The 16,395-nt window shown below is 59.4% G+C and carries 17 protein-coding genes; 10 read left to right on the top strand and 7 right to left on the bottom strand.

Translation table 11 applies throughout. The features are described 5' to 3' along the window. Positions 1–52: 52 nt before the first annotated feature. From U5K31_12925 to U5K31_12940, 4 genes are all read right to left on the bottom strand, one after another. Positions 53–2,317 (bottom strand): TonB-dependent receptor, encoded by a 2,265-nt coding sequence (locus U5K31_12925; GenBank protein ID MDZ7773623.1) that lies wholly within the window; start codon positions 2,315–2,317, stop codon positions 53–55. 80 nt (positions 2,318–2,397) lie between these two features. Further along, complete coding sequence (locus U5K31_12930; GenBank protein MDZ7773624.1) at positions 2,398–2,853, bottom strand: hypothetical protein; 456 nt, start codon at positions 2,851–2,853, stop codon at positions 2,398–2,400. Positions 2,854–2,956: 103 nt separating this feature from the next. Continuing rightward, entirely contained in the window at positions 2,957–3,283 is a 327-nt protein-coding gene (locus tag U5K31_12935) for a hypothetical protein (protein MDZ7773625.1), read from the bottom strand. Positions 3,284–3,351: 68 nt separating this feature from the next. Further along, positions 3,352–3,588 carry a hypothetical protein gene (locus U5K31_12940; protein ID MDZ7773626.1) on the bottom strand — a complete coding sequence of 79 codons (237 nt, stop codon included), beginning with the start codon at positions 3,586–3,588 and terminating at the stop codon, positions 3,352–3,354. Between the two features lie 73 nt (positions 3,589–3,661). Between U5K31_12940 and U5K31_12945 the strand changes: the two genes are divergently transcribed. Continuing rightward, entirely contained in the window at positions 3,662–5,146 is a 1,485-nt protein-coding gene (locus U5K31_12945; GenBank protein ID MDZ7773627.1) for an NAD(P)/FAD-dependent oxidoreductase, read from the top strand. Positions 5,147–5,593: 447 nt separating this feature from the next. Here the strand turns inward: U5K31_12945 and U5K31_12950 are convergent, their stop codons facing one another. Together U5K31_12950 and sucD are read right to left on the bottom strand one after the other, a co-directional pair. After that, positions 5,594–5,752 (bottom strand): hypothetical protein, encoded by a 159-nt coding sequence (locus U5K31_12950; protein ID MDZ7773628.1) that lies wholly within the window; start codon positions 5,750–5,752, stop codon positions 5,594–5,596. A 1-nt stretch (position 5,753) separates the two neighbouring features. After that, the gene (gene sucD, locus U5K31_12955) at positions 5,754–6,623 is read right to left on the bottom strand and encodes a succinate--CoA ligase subunit alpha (protein ID MDZ7773629.1); all 870 of its coding nucleotides are present in this window, start codon (positions 6,621–6,623) and stop codon (positions 5,754–5,756) included. Between the two features lie 225 nt (positions 6,624–6,848). Between sucD and dnaG the strand changes: the two genes are divergently transcribed. Together dnaG and U5K31_12965 are read left to right on the top strand one after the other, a co-directional pair. Continuing rightward, the gene (gene dnaG, locus U5K31_12960) at positions 6,849–8,873 is read left to right on the top strand and encodes a DNA primase (GenBank protein ID MDZ7773630.1); all 2,025 of its coding nucleotides are present in this window, start codon (positions 6,849–6,851) and stop codon (positions 8,871–8,873) included. Continuing rightward, positions 8,870–9,682: an inositol monophosphatase family protein gene (locus U5K31_12965; protein ID MDZ7773631.1), complete on the top strand. Its 813-nt coding sequence runs from the start codon at positions 8,870–8,872 to the stop codon at positions 9,680–9,682. Before dnaG ends, U5K31_12965 begins: the two co-directional genes overlap by 4 nt. A gap of 236 nt (positions 9,683–9,918) precedes the next feature. Here the strand turns inward: U5K31_12965 and bshB1 are convergent, their stop codons facing one another. Next, positions 9,919–10,665, bottom strand: coding sequence for a bacillithiol biosynthesis deacetylase BshB1 (gene bshB1 / locus U5K31_12970; GenBank protein ID MDZ7773632.1), 747 nt, complete (start codon positions 10,663–10,665; stop codon positions 9,919–9,921). A 117-nt stretch (positions 10,666–10,782) separates the two neighbouring features. Here bshB1 and U5K31_12975 point away from each other — a divergent pair, with 117 nt between their 5' ends. The 7 genes from U5K31_12975 (at position 10,783) to U5K31_13005 (ending at position 16,379) form a co-directional block, all read left to right on the top strand. Continuing rightward, positions 10,783–12,024: an ABC transporter permease gene (locus U5K31_12975; GenBank protein ID MDZ7773633.1), complete on the top strand. Its 1,242-nt coding sequence runs from the start codon at positions 10,783–10,785 to the stop codon at positions 12,022–12,024. 6 nt (positions 12,025–12,030) lie between these two features. Next, positions 12,031–13,257, top strand: a complete 1,227-nt coding sequence (locus tag U5K31_12980) for an ABC transporter permease (GenBank protein ID MDZ7773634.1) — start codon at positions 12,031–12,033, stop codon at positions 13,255–13,257. Between the two features lie 90 nt (positions 13,258–13,347). After that, positions 13,348–13,581, top strand: a complete 234-nt coding sequence (locus U5K31_12985; GenBank protein ID MDZ7773635.1) for a hypothetical protein — start codon at positions 13,348–13,350, stop codon at positions 13,579–13,581. Positions 13,582–14,083: 502 nt separating this feature from the next. Further along, on the top strand, positions 14,084–14,476 hold the full coding sequence (locus U5K31_12990; GenBank protein ID MDZ7773636.1) for a hypothetical protein: 393 nt from the start codon (positions 14,084–14,086) through the stop codon (positions 14,474–14,476). A gap of 271 nt (positions 14,477–14,747) precedes the next feature. Continuing rightward, entirely contained in the window at positions 14,748–15,158 is a 411-nt protein-coding gene (locus U5K31_12995; protein MDZ7773637.1) for a TolC family protein, read from the top strand. After that, positions 15,067–16,029 (top strand): TolC family protein, encoded by a 963-nt coding sequence (locus U5K31_13000; GenBank protein MDZ7773638.1) that lies wholly within the window; start codon positions 15,067–15,069, stop codon positions 16,027–16,029. Before U5K31_12995 ends, U5K31_13000 begins: the two co-directional genes overlap by 92 nt. A gap of 275 nt (positions 16,030–16,304) precedes the next feature. After that, a complete protein-coding gene (locus U5K31_13005; GenBank protein MDZ7773639.1) occupies positions 16,305–16,379 on the top strand; it encodes a hypothetical protein in 75 nt (24 codons plus the stop codon). Positions 16,380–16,395 lie beyond the last annotated feature (16 nt).

The following is a 16,395-nucleotide window of genomic DNA, read 5'->3' on the forward strand; positions in this document are numbered from 1 at the left end:
GTCTTAGACCTGGACCGCAAGAAGGCTGCAGGTTCGGAAATGCAGTCTCCTTTTAAAAATAGACGCGATAGAGCAGGGAAACGTTCCGGCCAGGCTCAGGCACCAGCTCCTTGATGCGCGAAAGGTGGCTATGGTAGGCGGTGTTGAGCAGGTTGTCCACATCTAAAGAAAGGGCATGCAGCAGACCGCTGGTATCAAACAGGTACTGAAGCGAGCCTCCGACGAGCAAGTAGCCGTCCGTCGCTGTTTCAAATTCTCCCGTCCGGTCCTGCCGGTTTGCCACATCCGTGCGCAGTGCTGCCTGGAAACCACCCGCAGCATACCTCAGCTCCAGCGATCCCTTCAGGGGGGGGATCATGGGCAGGGGGGTCCAATGCTCGTTTCCCCCGTGCGGTTCCCCGGCCGCGTCCGCCTCCCTGCGGGCGAAGGTATAGCCGGCAGAGGCTCTCAAGGCCAGCCGAGGTGAGAGGGGGGTTTCAAAACCAAACTCGGCACCGGTAAAGCGTGCAGGAACCCCCGTAAACTGATAGACGTCAAGCGTGGGGAAGCGACTGCTTTGCCTGCCGGTGTTGCGTGGGTAGATATAGTTGGGAAAGCGGTTATGGTAGAGGCTAAGGTCAGCGCTTGTCGCATTCATCTCGTAACGCAGGAAGAGCTCACTTCCCATCCCCCGTTCCGCCTCCAGGTCCGGATTCCCGACTTCGAAGGAATAAGAGGCCAGGTGCGGGCCTTCGGAGTAGAGCTCTTCCTGGGACGGGGCCCGGAAGGAGTGCATGAATACGCCGCCAAGCTGCCAGTGGTCGGCGGCATGCCAGGTGAGCGATAGCGAGCTGGCCAGCGCGGCAAAGCTTCTCGAACGGATGTGTCCAATGGCAGAACCGGTATTCTCCTCTTCGGGATAGGTGTGCACGTAATCGGCCCTCAGGCCGGCGTCCCAGTGCAGGGAACCGGTCCGGGCTGTTTCGATCCAGTAGGCCGACAGTGCGGAGGAGACGGAATTGGGAGTATTGGTCCCGTTAACTGCGTAGTCCCGCTGCTCTCCCCACAGGCCGATGCTGCCCTCCTCCAGAAGTCCGTGGCTGCCATGGCGAAGCTCGCCCGAGAAGTTCGTGGTCAGCAGCCCGAACTCCGTACCGATGCCGCCACCCGATTCGATTTCCCGGTGGTAATAGTTCTTATGGGATACGTTCCATTCCAGCGTATGGAAGAAGCGCTCATCCATGAACCGTTCTCCGCGTCCGTCCAGCTGCATCTTGTGCATCTCTATATGTACACCGTCGGGGTGTCCGCCATTGGGATCCGGAGGTATGCCGTAACGGGAGAGGTAGACGCTGCCCGCCCCTCCCGCATAGCCCCAGGGGCGGACCAGGCTGACACCCAGCGCATTACTGGAGGTCAGCAGCCCGGAATTGGACAGCGTGCCCTCCGGCGTGCGCACGTTGCTTGTGCCCCGCAGGTTGGCGTCGACCTGCACGGAGAAGTTGCCCAGCGGGAAACTTGCTTCCAGTCCGCTGGCCCGGCCCCGGTTGACGGTCTCCCCTTGTAGACTCAGGGTACCGAAAAAACCGTCCGGCAGCTCGGGACTGATCTGGTTGCGGACCACATTGACCACCCCGCCGATGGCGTTGGACCCGTAGGCGAGAGCTGAGGGTCCCCTGGCGATTTCGATCTGCTCGGCGGCCATGGGGTCGACCGTCACCGCATGGTCGGCCGACTGGGAAGAAACGTCGCCCGTCCGTTCCCCGTCCTGCAGGATAAGCAGGCGTTCTCCGCCGAGCCCCCGGAGTACGGGACGCGAGGGGGCGGAGCCCATGGAACGGGAGCTGAGCCCGGGCAGGTCCTCCATCGTCTCAGCGAGCGTGGCGCCCAGGTTCTTGCGGAGCTCGCTGCCGTAGAGCCGGCGGGAGGCATGGGCAATACCGGAACCCTCCGCCCGGCCCCGGTCCCCGGTGACCTCTACCGAACCGGCACTCAGGGGGGATACCTGCAGGGTAAGCTCTATTCGGAGCGTATCGGAATCTGGGATGTCCACCTGCCGGCTCTGGGTACGGTAGCCGATGCGGTAGGCGGTGAGGGTATAGCTTCCGGGAGGTACGTTCAGAATGCGGAAGGTGCCGTCGGCGCGGGCTGTAGCGGTCCTGCTGGCCTCCTCAAGGTGCAGGTAGACGAATCCCAGGGGTTCACCCGTGTCGCGGTCGAATACAATCCCCCGGATGTGGCCGGCAGTCTGAGATTCAGAAACGGCGGTATGCTGGCCTGCGGCCGGCCATGCAAAAAAGCATATCAGCAGAGCAAGGGTAAGCGATCGGTATATCATGGGAGATCTTCGGTAAGGAGTAATGGGAACTCCGGGTAAATAATGGGGGAGGGCTTGACCCTCCCCCGTGAAGATGTGTCTCAGGAGTTGACTTCGACCGGAATGTCGTCGGTGTCGAAATCGGAGTGATTGTTGTGGTAGAGACTGAACACAATGGAGGTGGTGCCGGCCGCTTCTCCGTGCACGTGGAAGCGCCATTTGCCGTCCTCGTCATGCTGCTCGACCTCAGCCACTGTGGGATCCTCCACATCGAAGTTCAGGGAGTATTCGGGCTCATCGGGCTGGAACTGGTCCCCGTCTTCCGACAGGAAAAAGATGGATATGAGGGCCGTTTCCTCGCCTTCGTTCAGCGTAATGCCGCCGGTCACCTGGCCGTTTTCGTAGCGTGCGATTTCCTCGCCGTTCAGCATGAGCACGGCGCCCACGGGTTCTTCGTGGTGCTCTTCCTCGCTGTCGGCAGGATTGGAACAGGCGGCAACGGTGGTAAGCAGCACAAGTACAGTAAGGGTAATGCGGTTATTGGTAGAGAATTTCATGGCTCAACTATATAGAGATTACGCCGGGCAGCCCTGGCCTTCTGGCCGGATGAACGGGCATAGAGGATTGTCAATGAAACCCGGCAGGGGGTAGTGGGAAATGCTATTGACCTGAGCCGAATGGAGGGGAGCGTCCTCTCAGGATAAGCTGGAAAGGTCCGCTGAGCTGGTGGGAATCAGCCAGCAGCGTGTGCTGGTTGTCGCTCCCGGGGAAGGGAACCGAAACAGAAGGGGGGAGCTGGACCTTCTGAATATAGGCGCAAATAGGGCAGTGCGAAAAATCCTTCTCGACACTGTGCTCGATGCCCGGGTGGTTGCTCTCGTGCACGCTGGCCTGTATGGCGCTGTGCGAGTGGACCGTGGACAGGCTGAGACTGAGGCTTATCAGCCCGATGAAAAGAAGGGATATGGCGGAATGCTGTTTGATCATGGGTCCGTTCGGAGCAACCCCAAGCTAGCTGATTTGCCGGGCATGCGCAAGTGTGCGAATGACCCTCATCAGCCGTCGGTGGAGGCCGTACCGGCGGCGTCGCTCCAGAGGCGCCAGCTCTCCCAGACCAGGCCAGCCGCCGCCAGGGCAATCAGCACCAAGCTTGCCAGGTAGCCGGTCGCAAATCCGGCCTGATAGGCGGCCGTTTCGCCCGCCTGGGCCGGGATACCCATGCCGTGCGAGAGCTTCGTGACCAGCTTGATGAGCAAAAGGAGCACAAGGGAGGGGTACAGGAAACGTTTCATGGTGTTATTTCTCTTGGACGGCATTCTGCCTTATAATATAGCTTCGCCAGATTCATTATCAACCGGCTATCCTATGACATCGACATACGACGTGGACGCACTGGTCATCGGCGGGGGAGCCGCTGGCCTTACCGCTGCCGGCATCGCCGCCAATTTCGGGGCACGCACGGCCCTGGTGGAGGCGGGCCGGCTGGGGGGAGACTGCACCTGGACAGGCTGCGTGCCCAGCAAGACCCTGCTTCATGCCGCCCGGAGCATCGAGCGCATGCGTGAGGCTGTCCGCAGCGGCTGGATCGAGCTGCAGGACGAGCCGCAGGTGCGTTTTGGAAAGATCGTGGACCACGTGCACCGGGTGCGCGAGGAGATCTACGAGGAGGCCGACCACCCCCGGCATTTTGAGGCCCTGGGCATCGAGGTGATCCGGGGAGAGGCGGCCTTTACGGGTCCGTATGCTGTGGAGATACGCACCCCGGAAGGGGAGGTGCGCTGCCTGAGCGCGCGCTACATCTTTATCTGCACCGGGTCGGAGCCCCTGCTCCCGCCCGTGGAAGGACTGGAGGCGGTGGATCCACTTACCAGCGACACCCTTTTTGAATCGCGGGAGTTGCCGGGGCGCCTGGCGGTAATCGGGGGCGGTCCCGTCGGCTGCGAGATGGCCCAGGCCTTCCGACGCCTGGGCTCGGAGGTAAGTCTGCTGGAACAGCAGGATGATATCCTTGCCGGGGACGACCCGGAGTTCTCCTCGGTACTGGCCCGCAGGCTGGCATCCGAAGGGGTGGACCTTCGCCGGGGCGCTGCGGTGGAAGGCGTGGCGCCCGGCCGTGAAGGGGAGGTCCTCCTGCGGCTCGAGGGAGGCGGGGAGCTGAAGGCCGACCGCCTGCTTGTGGCGGCGGGCCGTAGTGCCCGCACGAAGACCCTCAACCTGGAGGCCGCGGGGGTGGACTACGGACCGAAGGGCATAAAGGTAGGCGAGCGCTGCCGCACGAGCATATCCCATATCTACGCCTGCGGGGATGTGACCGGGGAGTACCAGTTTACCCACATGTCGGAGCATATGGCCAAGGTGGCGGTGACCCATGCGCTGCTGAAACTGCCCATGAAGATGGATCGCAAGCACGTGCCGCATGTAACCTTCACCGAGCCGGAGGTGGGACAGGTGGGTCCCACCGAGGCGGAGCTGCTGCGCCGGGGCGAGACCTTTGAAGTCTACCGATTCCCCTACTCGAAAGTAGACCGCGCCCTCACCGAATCGGCCGGGGAGGGCCTGATCAAGGTCTGCGCCAAGGAGTGGAGCGGCACCATCCTGGGCGCGGGGGCCGCGGGAGTCGCCGCAGGGGAGATTGTCTCGGAGTACGCCCTGGCCAAGAAAAACGGAATTTCCCTCCGTCAGATGGCCGACACCATCCATCCCTATCCCACCTACGGCCTGGGCGCGCGTCGGGCGGCCGACCAGTGGTACATTCGCAACCAGTCGGAGTGGCAGGTAAAGTTGCTAAAAAAGCTTTTCGGCTACCGCGGCGAGGTACCCGACTTCAGCGATCCGGACCGGATCGTCTAGGTAATAATAGTGGAGGGGAAATGCCGTTGTATCAGCGGGTAATACGAATAGAAATAGAAACGACCATGTATAAACGGACTTCAATACTCGCACTCTCCTTGTTCCTGTCCATGCTCTTGTGCATCACGCCGGAGATTGCGGCGCAGGACGGCACTTCCTACGCCAAATTGGACAGGCTGCCGGACACGGCAGCCTCCTGGCGGCTGACGGGCGCGGCCGATTCTACCGAGGTACCGGGTCAGAGAGACCCGTATGGGGCGGAGCTCATTCGCCCTGGCCTGGAGCCGGGTATACACGTGTCCGGAGGAGGCCCTTTACTTCTCTATTACCGTTATCCCAGGCGGCATTACAACATGCCGGTGCTGCGCGCACCTCTGCTCAGGAATGGGCTTCCCTGGCTGAATGCGCCTGACTCCCTAAAATTCGGCCGGGCAGGTGACGGAAGGGTCAGTCCAACAGGTAGACCACCAGGGCGGCCAGCAGGCAGGTAACCGAGAGCGCCCAAAGGTATTTGGGCGGCACGAGGGAGCGCTCGGAAGGGTAGAAATAGTACACCAAGGCCGCAAGGGCGGAGCCTACCCCGAAGCCGAGCAGGAAGGAGGCCATCTCAGCTGATCATCTCCTTGAGGGTGATGCCGATCTCGGCGGGACTGTCCACCACCGTCACGCCCGCGCTGCGCAGGGCTTTTTTCTTGTCTGCGGCCGAACCCTGTCCCCCGGAAATGATGGCGCCGGCGTGTCCCATACGGCGGCCGGGAGGGGCGGTGCTTCCTGCGATGAAGGCCACCACGGGCTTGTCCACGTGCTCCTGTATGTAGGCGGCGGCCTCCTCCTCGGCCGATCCCCCGATCTCGCCGATGAGCACGATGGCGTCGGTGTCGGGATCCTCCTGGAAAAGTTTCACAGCGTCGGTGTGGGTGGTGCCGATGACCGGGTCGCCTCCGATGCCGATGGCCGTGCTCTGTCCCAGTCCCGCCTTGGTAAGCTGGTCGACCGCCTCGTAGGTGAGGGTACCCGAGCGCGAAATGAGTCCCACCCGGCCCGGGGTGAAGATGCTGCCGGGCATGATGCCGATCTTGGCTTCGTCCGGAGTGATCACGCCGGGACAGTTGGGACCTATAAGGGTGGCTCCATGGCTGTTCACAATCTGTTTGGCCACGATCATGTCCCTGACCGGAATGCCTTCGGTGATGCATATGATGACCTCAATGCCGGCAAAGGCCGCCTCGGAGATGGCATCGCCGGCGAAGGCGGGGGGCACGAAGATGACGGAGGTATTGGCGTTCTCGTTCTGGACGGCGTCGGCCACCGTGTTATAGACGGGCAGGTCGTGGTGGGATTGTCCCCCCTTGCCAGGAGTCACGCCGGCCACCACGTTAGTGCCGTATTCAATCATCTGTCCGGCGTGAAAGCTTCCTTCGCTTCCGGTAATGCCCTGAACTACCAGCCTGGTATTGTTTCCTACAAGAACGCTCATGAACCCTTTCCTCTGTTACGCATTGCCATTAAAAAATGTCGGTCGGAATATACCGACAACAGGATGATTTGCCAAAAGGGGGGCAGGGTGGGAAACGCTCTTCAGGGCTGCAGTCCGAAGGGATGGGCGGGGCACCGGAATGGTGGGCGGTTGTCCGGTCCGGGCACGGTCAAAAAAACATACGCCCCATTCGTGTTAAAGCCGAAGATATAGTATCATTAACCTATGATTCCCGACGACAAGAAAGAGGAGGTTCGTGAGGCGTCCGACCTGGTGGAGGTGGTGGGCGACTACGTCAAGCTGAAGCGTTCGGGACGAAGCTGGAAGGGACTCTGTCCCTTCCACGACGAGAAGACGGCCTCTTTTCACGTCACACCCGATATGGGAATCTACAAATGCTTTGGCTGCGGGGAGTCCGGCGACGTATTCAACTTCGTGATGGAAATGGAGGGGGTGGGTTTTACCGAAGCCCTTCGCACCCTGGCCGACCGATACGGGGTCTCCCTCCCCAAGCAGGAGGAACCCGAGCACGATGAAGAGCACCACCTGCGCGAGGGCATCTACCACGCCCTGCGCTTCGCTGGGGTCTACTACTACCGGCAGCTGCTGGAATCGGAGGAGGCCGAGCAGGCCCGGCAGTACCTGCACCAGCGCGGCTACAACCGCCAGATCATGAAAACCTACGGCCTGGGTTACGCGCCTGCCGGAGGCGACAGCCTGCTGGAGTCAGCCCGCGGCTCCAACATCAACGAAGAGTACCTGCGTGAGGCCGGTCTCATCAAGCCGTCCAAGAGGGGAGAGGGCTTCTACGATACCTTTCGCGGACGCCTGATGTTCCCCATATTCAATCCCTCCGGCAAGGTCATCGCCTTCGCGGGACGCGTGCTGGGCAACCAGAAGGCCGCCAAATACATCAACTCCCCGCAGACCCGCGTCTACAACAAGAGCGAGGTGCTCTACGGGGTGAACTTCGCCCGCAACGAGATCCGCAAGACCGGCGAGGTGCTGCTGGTGGAGGGATACACTGATGTCATTTCCCTTCAGCAGCACGGCGTTATTCCCGTGGTCGCCTCCAGCGGTACCTCACTCACTCCCCAGCAGGTAAAACTGCTGCACCGCTACGGGGAGGCCATCACCATGATTTACGACTCCGACTCGGCGGGTGTAGCCGCCATGAAGAGGGGCATCAACATCGCCCTGTCTGAGGGGCTGGACGTAAAGCTGCTGGAGCTGCCCGAAGGCGAGGATCCCGATTCCTTCGTACGGCAGTTCGGAGAGGAAGCCTTCCACGAGTTAAAAAAGGAGGGGGCCGAGGATTTTGTCTCCTACCTGGTGCACAAGGCCCAGGCCGAGGGGAAGTGGGAGGACCCTTCCGCCAAGAAGAAGGTGATCTCGGAGGCGCTCCGCAGCATCGCCCATATGCCCGATCCCGTGGGAAGGGAGACCTTTGTTCAGCACCTGAACAAGCTGGTGAAGGTGGGCGACCGCGCCCTCTTTGAGGAGCTCGGGAAGGTCCGCCAGGAACTGGCCGAGCAGGAGGCGCGCGCCCGGCGCCGCGAAAAAATGCGTGCCCGACGCGAGTCCTCCGCTCCCGATACCGGCAGCGAACTGCCTGACCGTCACACCCGTGCGTTTGAGGAACGTCGCTCGTCGGCGCCGCCCCGGGAAGGGCGCCCTGCGCCCCCGCCCAGGCGCCCCAACTACGAGAAGACCCTCATCCGGCTCATGCTGAGCGAGGGGAGGGAAATGGTGGCGTACATCGGATCCTACTGCAACGAGAAGCAGTTCCAGGACGAGGAGTTGCGGGCTTTTTACGATGACATCATCGAGCGGTACAAGGAGGAGGAGGAGATCTCCGTGGAAGCCTACTCCAATCGCGAGCAACCCTATCCCAAACTCCTGGGTGAGGTAGTCATGGAGCGCCACTCCATCAGCGAGCGTCACCACGAGAAGACCGGCGTAAAGATCGATCCCAACCGCCATCCCTACCGGGTGGCCAAGTCCACCCTTCGGCTTTTTCACCTGGACTTTTTTGTGCGATCCATCAATGAGCTCACCGATAAGCTGGCCGACGAGGAGGTGGAGGACCGCCAGGCGGTGCTTAATACCAAAATGGAGCTGCAGAACAAGCGAACCTTCTATATGCGCTCCCATCCCGACGAACTCTTCGAAGACCCGGACAGCGATGCCGTGAAGGCGTCATCCGACAAGGTTTTTGAATACAAGATGAAACACGAGCGCGAGGAATGAGCAACTATTCACGGGACCTGGAAATCGCAAAAAAGGCCGCAGGGGAGGCGGCCGGCATCGTGCGTTCCTACCGGGACGGGCGCCACTACGAGGTGGATTTCAAGGGGCGCAACGACCTTGTCACCGACGCCGACCTGGCCTCCGAGAAGAAGATTCTGGAGATCCTGCGTGAGGCCTATCCCGACGACCAGGTCATGGCGGAGGAGACCTCCGGGGATGCCGTGCTTCCCGACAGGCGCACATGGCTCATCGATCCCATCGACGGCACGACCAACTTCACGCATGGCTTTCCAGTTTCCTGCGTCTCGGTGGCCCTCTGGGAAAACGAGCAGCCACAGCTCGGCCTGGTCCTTGAAATCAACAGCGGCGAGTGTTTCAGCGCGGTGCGCGGGGAGGGGGCCCGTCTGGATGGGGAGGAGATCTGCGTATCTGCGGTGAAAGAGCCGCGAAATGCGCTGGTGGGCACGGGCTTTCCCTACAACGACATGAGCCTTTTCTCCAATTACCTGCGCCTTTTCGAGTGGCTGGTGCACCGCACCCAGGGCATCCGTCGGCCGGGCGCCGCGTCGTGGGACCTCTGCTGCGTGGCGGCGGGCCGTTTTGACGGTTTTTACGAGTATGCCCTGAACCCGTGGGACGTGGGCGCAGGTGCGCTCATCGTGCAGGAGGCCGGCGGGGTGGTCACCGACTGGGAGGGAGGGGACGGCTGGCTCTTCAGCGAGCGCATCGTGGCGGGCAATCCCTCCGTGCACGCTTTTCTGCTGGAAGGGATCCGGGGGCATTTTACTGATGAGGAACTCCGGGGTTGACGCCTCTGGCCTGTCCGGGATTTCCATTTGTGGCGGCTGGTGTGTTGCCTGCCTATTCATTTTTAAACTTGATTCCCCACCCGCCTAAGATGGAAATCTCCGGACAGGCCTGCGGCTTCCTACGTTCGGTATCCATGCCTGTGATGCCATCTCGAATGGGTGAGAGAAATGCCTGGAAAATGGTTGGATGGCAACGATTCCAGCCATTCACAATGGCATCACAGGCATGGAACCGGCTATCTCTCGCTAGAAATTTCCATGAAGGGGGTGAGGGAATCGAGGGCCACCGGTCCGTTGTGGTACTTGAATGGCTCCCCGTAGGTAACCCCGATGAGATGCCCGTAGTGACGGGCCCGCGCCTCCACGCCTTTGAAGAAGCGCTCGCTGGAGATATAGGAGCCGGGATCCCCGTCCTGATCGCTTACGTTGAACTGCGTTTCGAAAGCCAGCAGCGCCTCGCGCTTCACCTCAAAGGTGTCGGAGATGTCCACCACCAGGTCAGGCTCGAAGGGGCGGTCTTGCATGTAGTGCAGCACATGGGAGGGGCGCCAGCGCTCCTGCGTCTCTCCGTCCGCCTCACGCGTCTCCATCTTGGTGAGTCCTGCAAGAAAGAGCGCGTCCAGCACCATTCGGGTGGCCCGTCCGTGGTCAGGGTGGCGGTCCTCCGGCGCACCTGCCAGGCAGACATGCGGTCGCGTGGCGCGTACGATGCGGATGATCTTCTCCCTGTTCTGCGGGCTGTTTTCAAAAGCGGTGTCGGGCAGTCCCAGATTTTCTCTCAGGCTCAGGCCGGTGATGCCGGCCGCCTTTTCGGCCTCCTTCATTCGCTGCTCCGGCGTGCCGCGGGTGGCCATCTCGCCCCGGGTGAAATCCACCACCCCCACTGCTAGGCCCTGCCGGCAGGCTTTGGCCAGGGTGCCTCCGCAACAGAGTTCCGTATCGTCGGGATGGGCGGCGAACGCGAGAATGTCCAATGAGGTCATAGCCGGGCGTTTTGGTACTTCCGTGAATGTGAAAAACCGTAAATGCTCAAATTATTCTGCAACGCAGGTTGGAATCTTACGTAACAGGGCCATTAGTTTACTAAAAAATTATCGGGCATGTCGAAATTTGCACGCGTATTCAACAGTACTTGGGAGGGGATGAAGATCTCCTTTCGCGCTCTGGGCATCAACAAGACGCGTTCGGTGCTGACGACTCTCTGTATTATCATCGGCATCGTGATGGTTACGCTTATGAATGCCATCAGCAACGGTATGGACATGGAGTTCGACCGCAGCATGGCCATGTTGGGACATAACGTCGTCTATGTAGAAAAGCAGCCGTGGAACCAGGGCCCTGATTACAAGTGGTGGGAGTATACGAACCGCCGGGACATGCGACTGGACTATGTGGAGGAGATCGACGAGGCCAGCCGCTACGCCAGCTACGTCTCCGCGGCAGCGGCGCGGGGTACCAGCATACGTTTCCGTGAACGAAGCGCCGAAGGGGTTTTCCTGGCCGGCGTCACCGAGAGTTATTTCAACACGGCCGGTCTGGACGTGGCCGAGGGACGACTGTTTACGGCCGAAGAGGTGCGCAGGGGTGCGAAGGTGGCCGTACTGGGGGCCAGTCTCAAGGAGAGCCTTTTTGAGACCGAAGTGGCCCTGGGCAAGGAGATTCGCGTGGGGGGACAAAAATTCCTGGTGATCGGGGTAATTGAAAAGCAGGGCATGTTCCTGGGACTGGCCGACATGGACCGCCGGGCCACGGTTCCCATTTCGGCCTACGGGCAGATTTTTGGATTGCGCAGCGGCTTGCAAATCGGCGTTAAATTCCCAAGTGAGGCTGCTATGGAGGAGGGCAAGTACGAAGTGGAAGGGATCATGCGGCGCGTCCGCCAGCTGGACGCCACCGAGCCGAATGATTTTAGCATTAACGAACCAGCCGCCTTCGAAGAACAGCTGGCCGCCTTCAAGAACGGGCTTTACCTGGTTGGTGGAGCGCTGACAGCCCTCTCACTGGTCATCGGAGGAATTGGTGTGATGAACATCATGTTCGTCTCCGTGCGCGAACGTACCAAGGAGATTGGTATTCGCAAGGCCGTGGGGGCCAAGTCTTGGGAGATTCTCTACCAATTTCTCATCGAGGCCATCGTCATGTGCCTGCTCGGAGGATTGGTAGGACTCTTGCTGGCCTGGCCTATCAGCCTGGTGCTGAACCAGATCTTTGTGGCCACTATCGACCTGAGCGTGGTGCTCTTCGCCTTTGTGCTCTGTTCGCTGGTGGGACTAACCTTCGGGTTTATCCCCGCGTACCGCGCCGCCAAATCGGACCCCATTGAATCCCTGAGATACGAGTAGGCTCCCATGAATTTGAAAGAGGCATTTCTGCAGGCCTATGACTCCCTGAAGGCCAACAAGCTGCGCTCTTCGCTTACGCTGCTTGCGCTGGTGGTGGGCGTGTTCGCCGTGATCGTCTCCACAACCGCCGTCGCGGTGCTGGACAATTTCTTCCAGAACACCATGAGTATGATGGGCGGAAATGCGATCAACATTACCCGTACTCCCTCTATTCAGTTGGGAGAGATAGACGAGAGTGTCCGCAACCGCGCCTATGTGACGTTTGAGGATTCGGAGGAGTTGGAAGAACGGCTCCGGTTGGCTGGAGATGTGAGTCCGGAGGAGTTCTTTACCGGTATTGCCGTGATCTCTTACGGCGATCGGGAGACCGATCCCACAATGCAGGTCGTGGGAAGCAATGAGAATTACCTGAACAACAACGCCTACGAATTAGAATTCGGAAGGAATTTCACCAGAGAGGAGATCCAAAACCGTCGCAAGGTGGTACTGCTTGGCAGTGAAATCAGGGATGAACTGTTTCCGGTGGAGGGGGCGGTAGACAAATCAGTGCGAGTGGAGGGACAGGAGTTCCGGGTGATCGGGGTGCTGGAATCCAAGGGTAGCGTAATGGGGAGTTCCATGGATGGACTGGTGATCATTCCCTACACCACCGGTATCGCTATGTATGGGGGAAACCGGAACATCAATATTCAGGTAAAAGCACCCAGCATGGACCTGATACCTGATGCGATCGACGAAATCACCGGGGCGCTGCGGGTGATCCGCAAGGTTGGTGCCGGGGAACCGAACAGTTTCGAGATCGAAACCAATGATTCCCTGGCAGGCACCTTCGATCAGTTCACAGCCATTCTCTACATTATCGGTTTTGTAATCGGCGGCATCACCCTTTTCGGGGCGGGTATCGGCGTGATGAACATCATGCTGGTGTCGGTTACCGAGCGCACCCGAGAAATCGGAATACGAAAGGCGGTGGGGGCCACCCGCAGCGCCATCGTCTCCCAATTCCTGCTGGAAGCGGTCTTTATCTGCCAGATCGGGGGCATCATCGGCATGGCTGTGGGCATACTTGCCGGCAACGGTATGGCCCTGTGGATTGAGACCGAGCCGGTGGTCCCGCTCTGGGCCGTGAGCATGGGCTTTTTCGGGATGCTTCTTATCGGCGTAGTCTTCGGGGTCTATCCCGCCTACAAGGCCTCGCGTCTTGATCCCATCGAGAGCCTGCGCTACGAATGAGGTCTTGTGCATAAGTTTTGGTTTTATTTCCTTATTATTAAGAGCGTAATTAAGAGAGCGCACTCCTGCAGATAACAAGGAAATAACCTGATGAACGACGAGATACTTGGAAAACGTAAAACGACCGCCTCGAGCGATGCCTTCGATGGGGCTCGAAGCCCTGGTCGAAGACGAGGAGTTCGCCCGGCGACTGGACGAGCTTGGCATGCGTTGCCGAAAAACAGTATACGCAAACATCCCTTCCGCAGCATAGCTATCGGCCTGCTCGCCGGCTATGTGATTGGCAAACTCTTTAGCCCAGAAGACTCAGCCCATGCCGCGTGAAGAGATATCTCGCCGTCTTTCCGAGCGGCTCAGGTCGCTTGCTTCGGACATGAAGGCGCTGATGTGGAGAAGCGCGTGGAGCTATCTCATGTTAAATGCGGGCGAGCATATGGGCGATCTCGGATTGCCTGGCGGCATGCGAACGCGATGACCCCGGCATCATGCTGCTTATCGGGGGTGTGGTTTTTCTGCTTATCGCCCTGGCTATCTGGCTGGGCAGTCTACTGGGGAAATCCCAGCCTGGGCTATACGCGCCGGTTTCTCTACCGCTGCTTGCGCTCGGGGGACTGATCCTGTACTTTCAACCGCGTTCTCTTTTGAAGCGCACAATTCCGTCAGCAGTTTGAAAACGAACTTCTGCGTGCCCTGTACGACCGCCCGGAGGAGAAGGGCGAACATCAGCAGAGGCTTCCCGCCGAAAACAACCCCGACACCTGACTTCCCGACTCCCCGACTCCCCGACTTTTAGACTTTACAGACTTTTAGACTTTAAAGACTTTAAATGGCTGAAAAACTCGACAAACTGGAACAGAAGAAGAAGGAGCTGGAGGCTGAGATCGAACAGATCCAGCACGAACTGGACCAAAATGTAGACGGCGTACGCTCTGAGGTATCCCGTTCCTTCTCTCCCGACCGTCTCATCGGTAAATATCCACTCCCTGCACTGGGAGCGTCGGTGCTACTCGGCTTCCTGCTGGGCCATGAGGGCAGGAGAAGCCGGGAAGGCGGCCGCAGCGGATCATCCGGCCGCGGCATTTCCGACGCCTTGCTTGATGAACTGAGGAGGTTGGCTACCAAGAAGGCCATCCGATTCGCCGGCGACTACCTGGAGGAACTTCTCGAGGATAAGGCCCTGGGCGGGATGGAGGGCGCATCCGACTCCGAGGAGGAGTAGCGCCGCAGTAGCTGAACGCAGGCCTGTTGACCTACCTGCACCTTCTTCAGAAGGACTTCTCTACCTTTACCTGCACTTACGTCAATTTACATTTCTTTTCGTGCAGATCCCGTAACTATTGAATTCTTAATTCGTGTAAGAGCACGAATTCAAACCCCGGAATAGGATTACTGATTTATGCGAAAAGGGATACTACTGCTCTTCGTCTGCCTGGTCGTGGGCAACCTCCGCCAAGGCTCAGGAGATTATCACCCTCCAGGAGGCCGTCGACATCGCCGTCGAAAACAACTATCAGCTCAAGCAGGCCCGCAACAACCTGGACCTGGCTGATCAGCGTGTATTCGGTGAGAAGGCCGACTTTCTGCCTAGTATCAGCGCGCGTTTCAGCGGGAACCGCAGTGTGGGCCAGACCTTCAACAACATTACCCTCAGGTACGAGGAGCGCATGTCGAATTCCATCAACGGGTCGATCAGCGCCAGTATGCCCATCTTCCAGGGCTTTAACAACATTCTGAGCCTTCGACAAAGCGAATCGAGCCGGGAGAGCCAGGAAGCCAACCTGGAGCGTATCAAGCAGACCATTATCTTCAATGCAGCCTCGCAATACCTGCAGGTGCTGGCAAAACAAGGAGCTGCTGGAGATCGCGCGCCAGACCCTGGAAACTTCCCAGAAACAGCTTGAACAGGTTGCGGCCCAGGTGGAGGTGGGATCCGTTCCCCAGGTCGACCAGTACAACCAGGAGGCGACGGTGGCCACCAACGAACTTACGGTTATCCAGCGGGAGAACACCCTGGAGCAGAGCAAGCTTACCCTGATCCGCACACTTCAGCTCGATCCCACGGGCTCCTTTGAATTCCAGATACCCGACATCAACGAGGAGAATGTAACACCGCGGCAGTATAACCTGCAGGAGCTTACCGAGCAGGCCCTGGCATCACGCTCCGATCTGGAGGCCCAGCGCCAGACTATCGAGTCCAACAGATACAACCTGCAGATGGCCCGCTGGTCGCTTTACCCTAGTATTTCGGCCAGTTTTTCACTCGGGAGTTCCTACCAGGATCTCTACCGGGGCCTGGAGGTGATTAACGGACAGCCCCGGCAAATTATCGTCGGTTTCGGCGACCAGTTCTTCGATCAGCGTGTGGGCCGTTCCGTGGGCTTCAGCGTCAACATTCCCATTTTCAGCAACTGGAACACGCGGTTGAGCGTGCAGCAGGCGCAGGTCACCTATAAGAATTCCCAGCTTAGCCTGGAGAACCAACGCTACGGTGTAATGGAGGAGGTTCGTCAGGCCTACAGCGACTACACTTCTTACCGGAAACAGCTTCAATCCTCATCGGTTGCCCTGCGCGCTGCGCAGCGCTCCTTTGAGACCCAGCAGCAGCGCTACAACGTGGGGGCCGGTACCCTTATCGAACTGAGCAGCGCGCAACAAAGCTACACTCAGGCACAGGCGGACCATGCCAATGCACTTTATCGTCTTATCTTCCAGGAACAGCTTCTAGAGTACTACCTGGGACAGATGGACACCGACATTCAACTTCAGAACTGATCGGAAACGATTAGGGCAAACAACGAGGGCAAGATATGACAAAGAAAAATCGGGCACCCGTAAGCTGATTATATTTACGGTGATAATCATTGTGGTATTCGGGGCCGGTGCCGTGCTGGCACGTTCCATGGGCTGGATAGGCGGGGGAGAAGTTGGTGTCCCTGTTGAGACGGCCGAAGCCAAATTAAAAACCATAACCCAGCAGGTGTCCGCTTCCGGAAAGATCCAGCCCGAGGTGGAGGTAATCCTGGCGACCGGAAGTCTCCGGGGAGATCATCGAGCTTCCGGTCAAGGAGGGTGACTACGTGCGCAGGGACGACCTGCTGATGCGGATCAAGCCCGACATCTGACCAGGCACGCATCGAC

Source organism: Balneolaceae bacterium (genome assembly GCA_034521445.1).
Lineage (GTDB): Bacteria > Bacteroidota > Rhodothermia > Balneolales > Balneolaceae > JAXHMM01.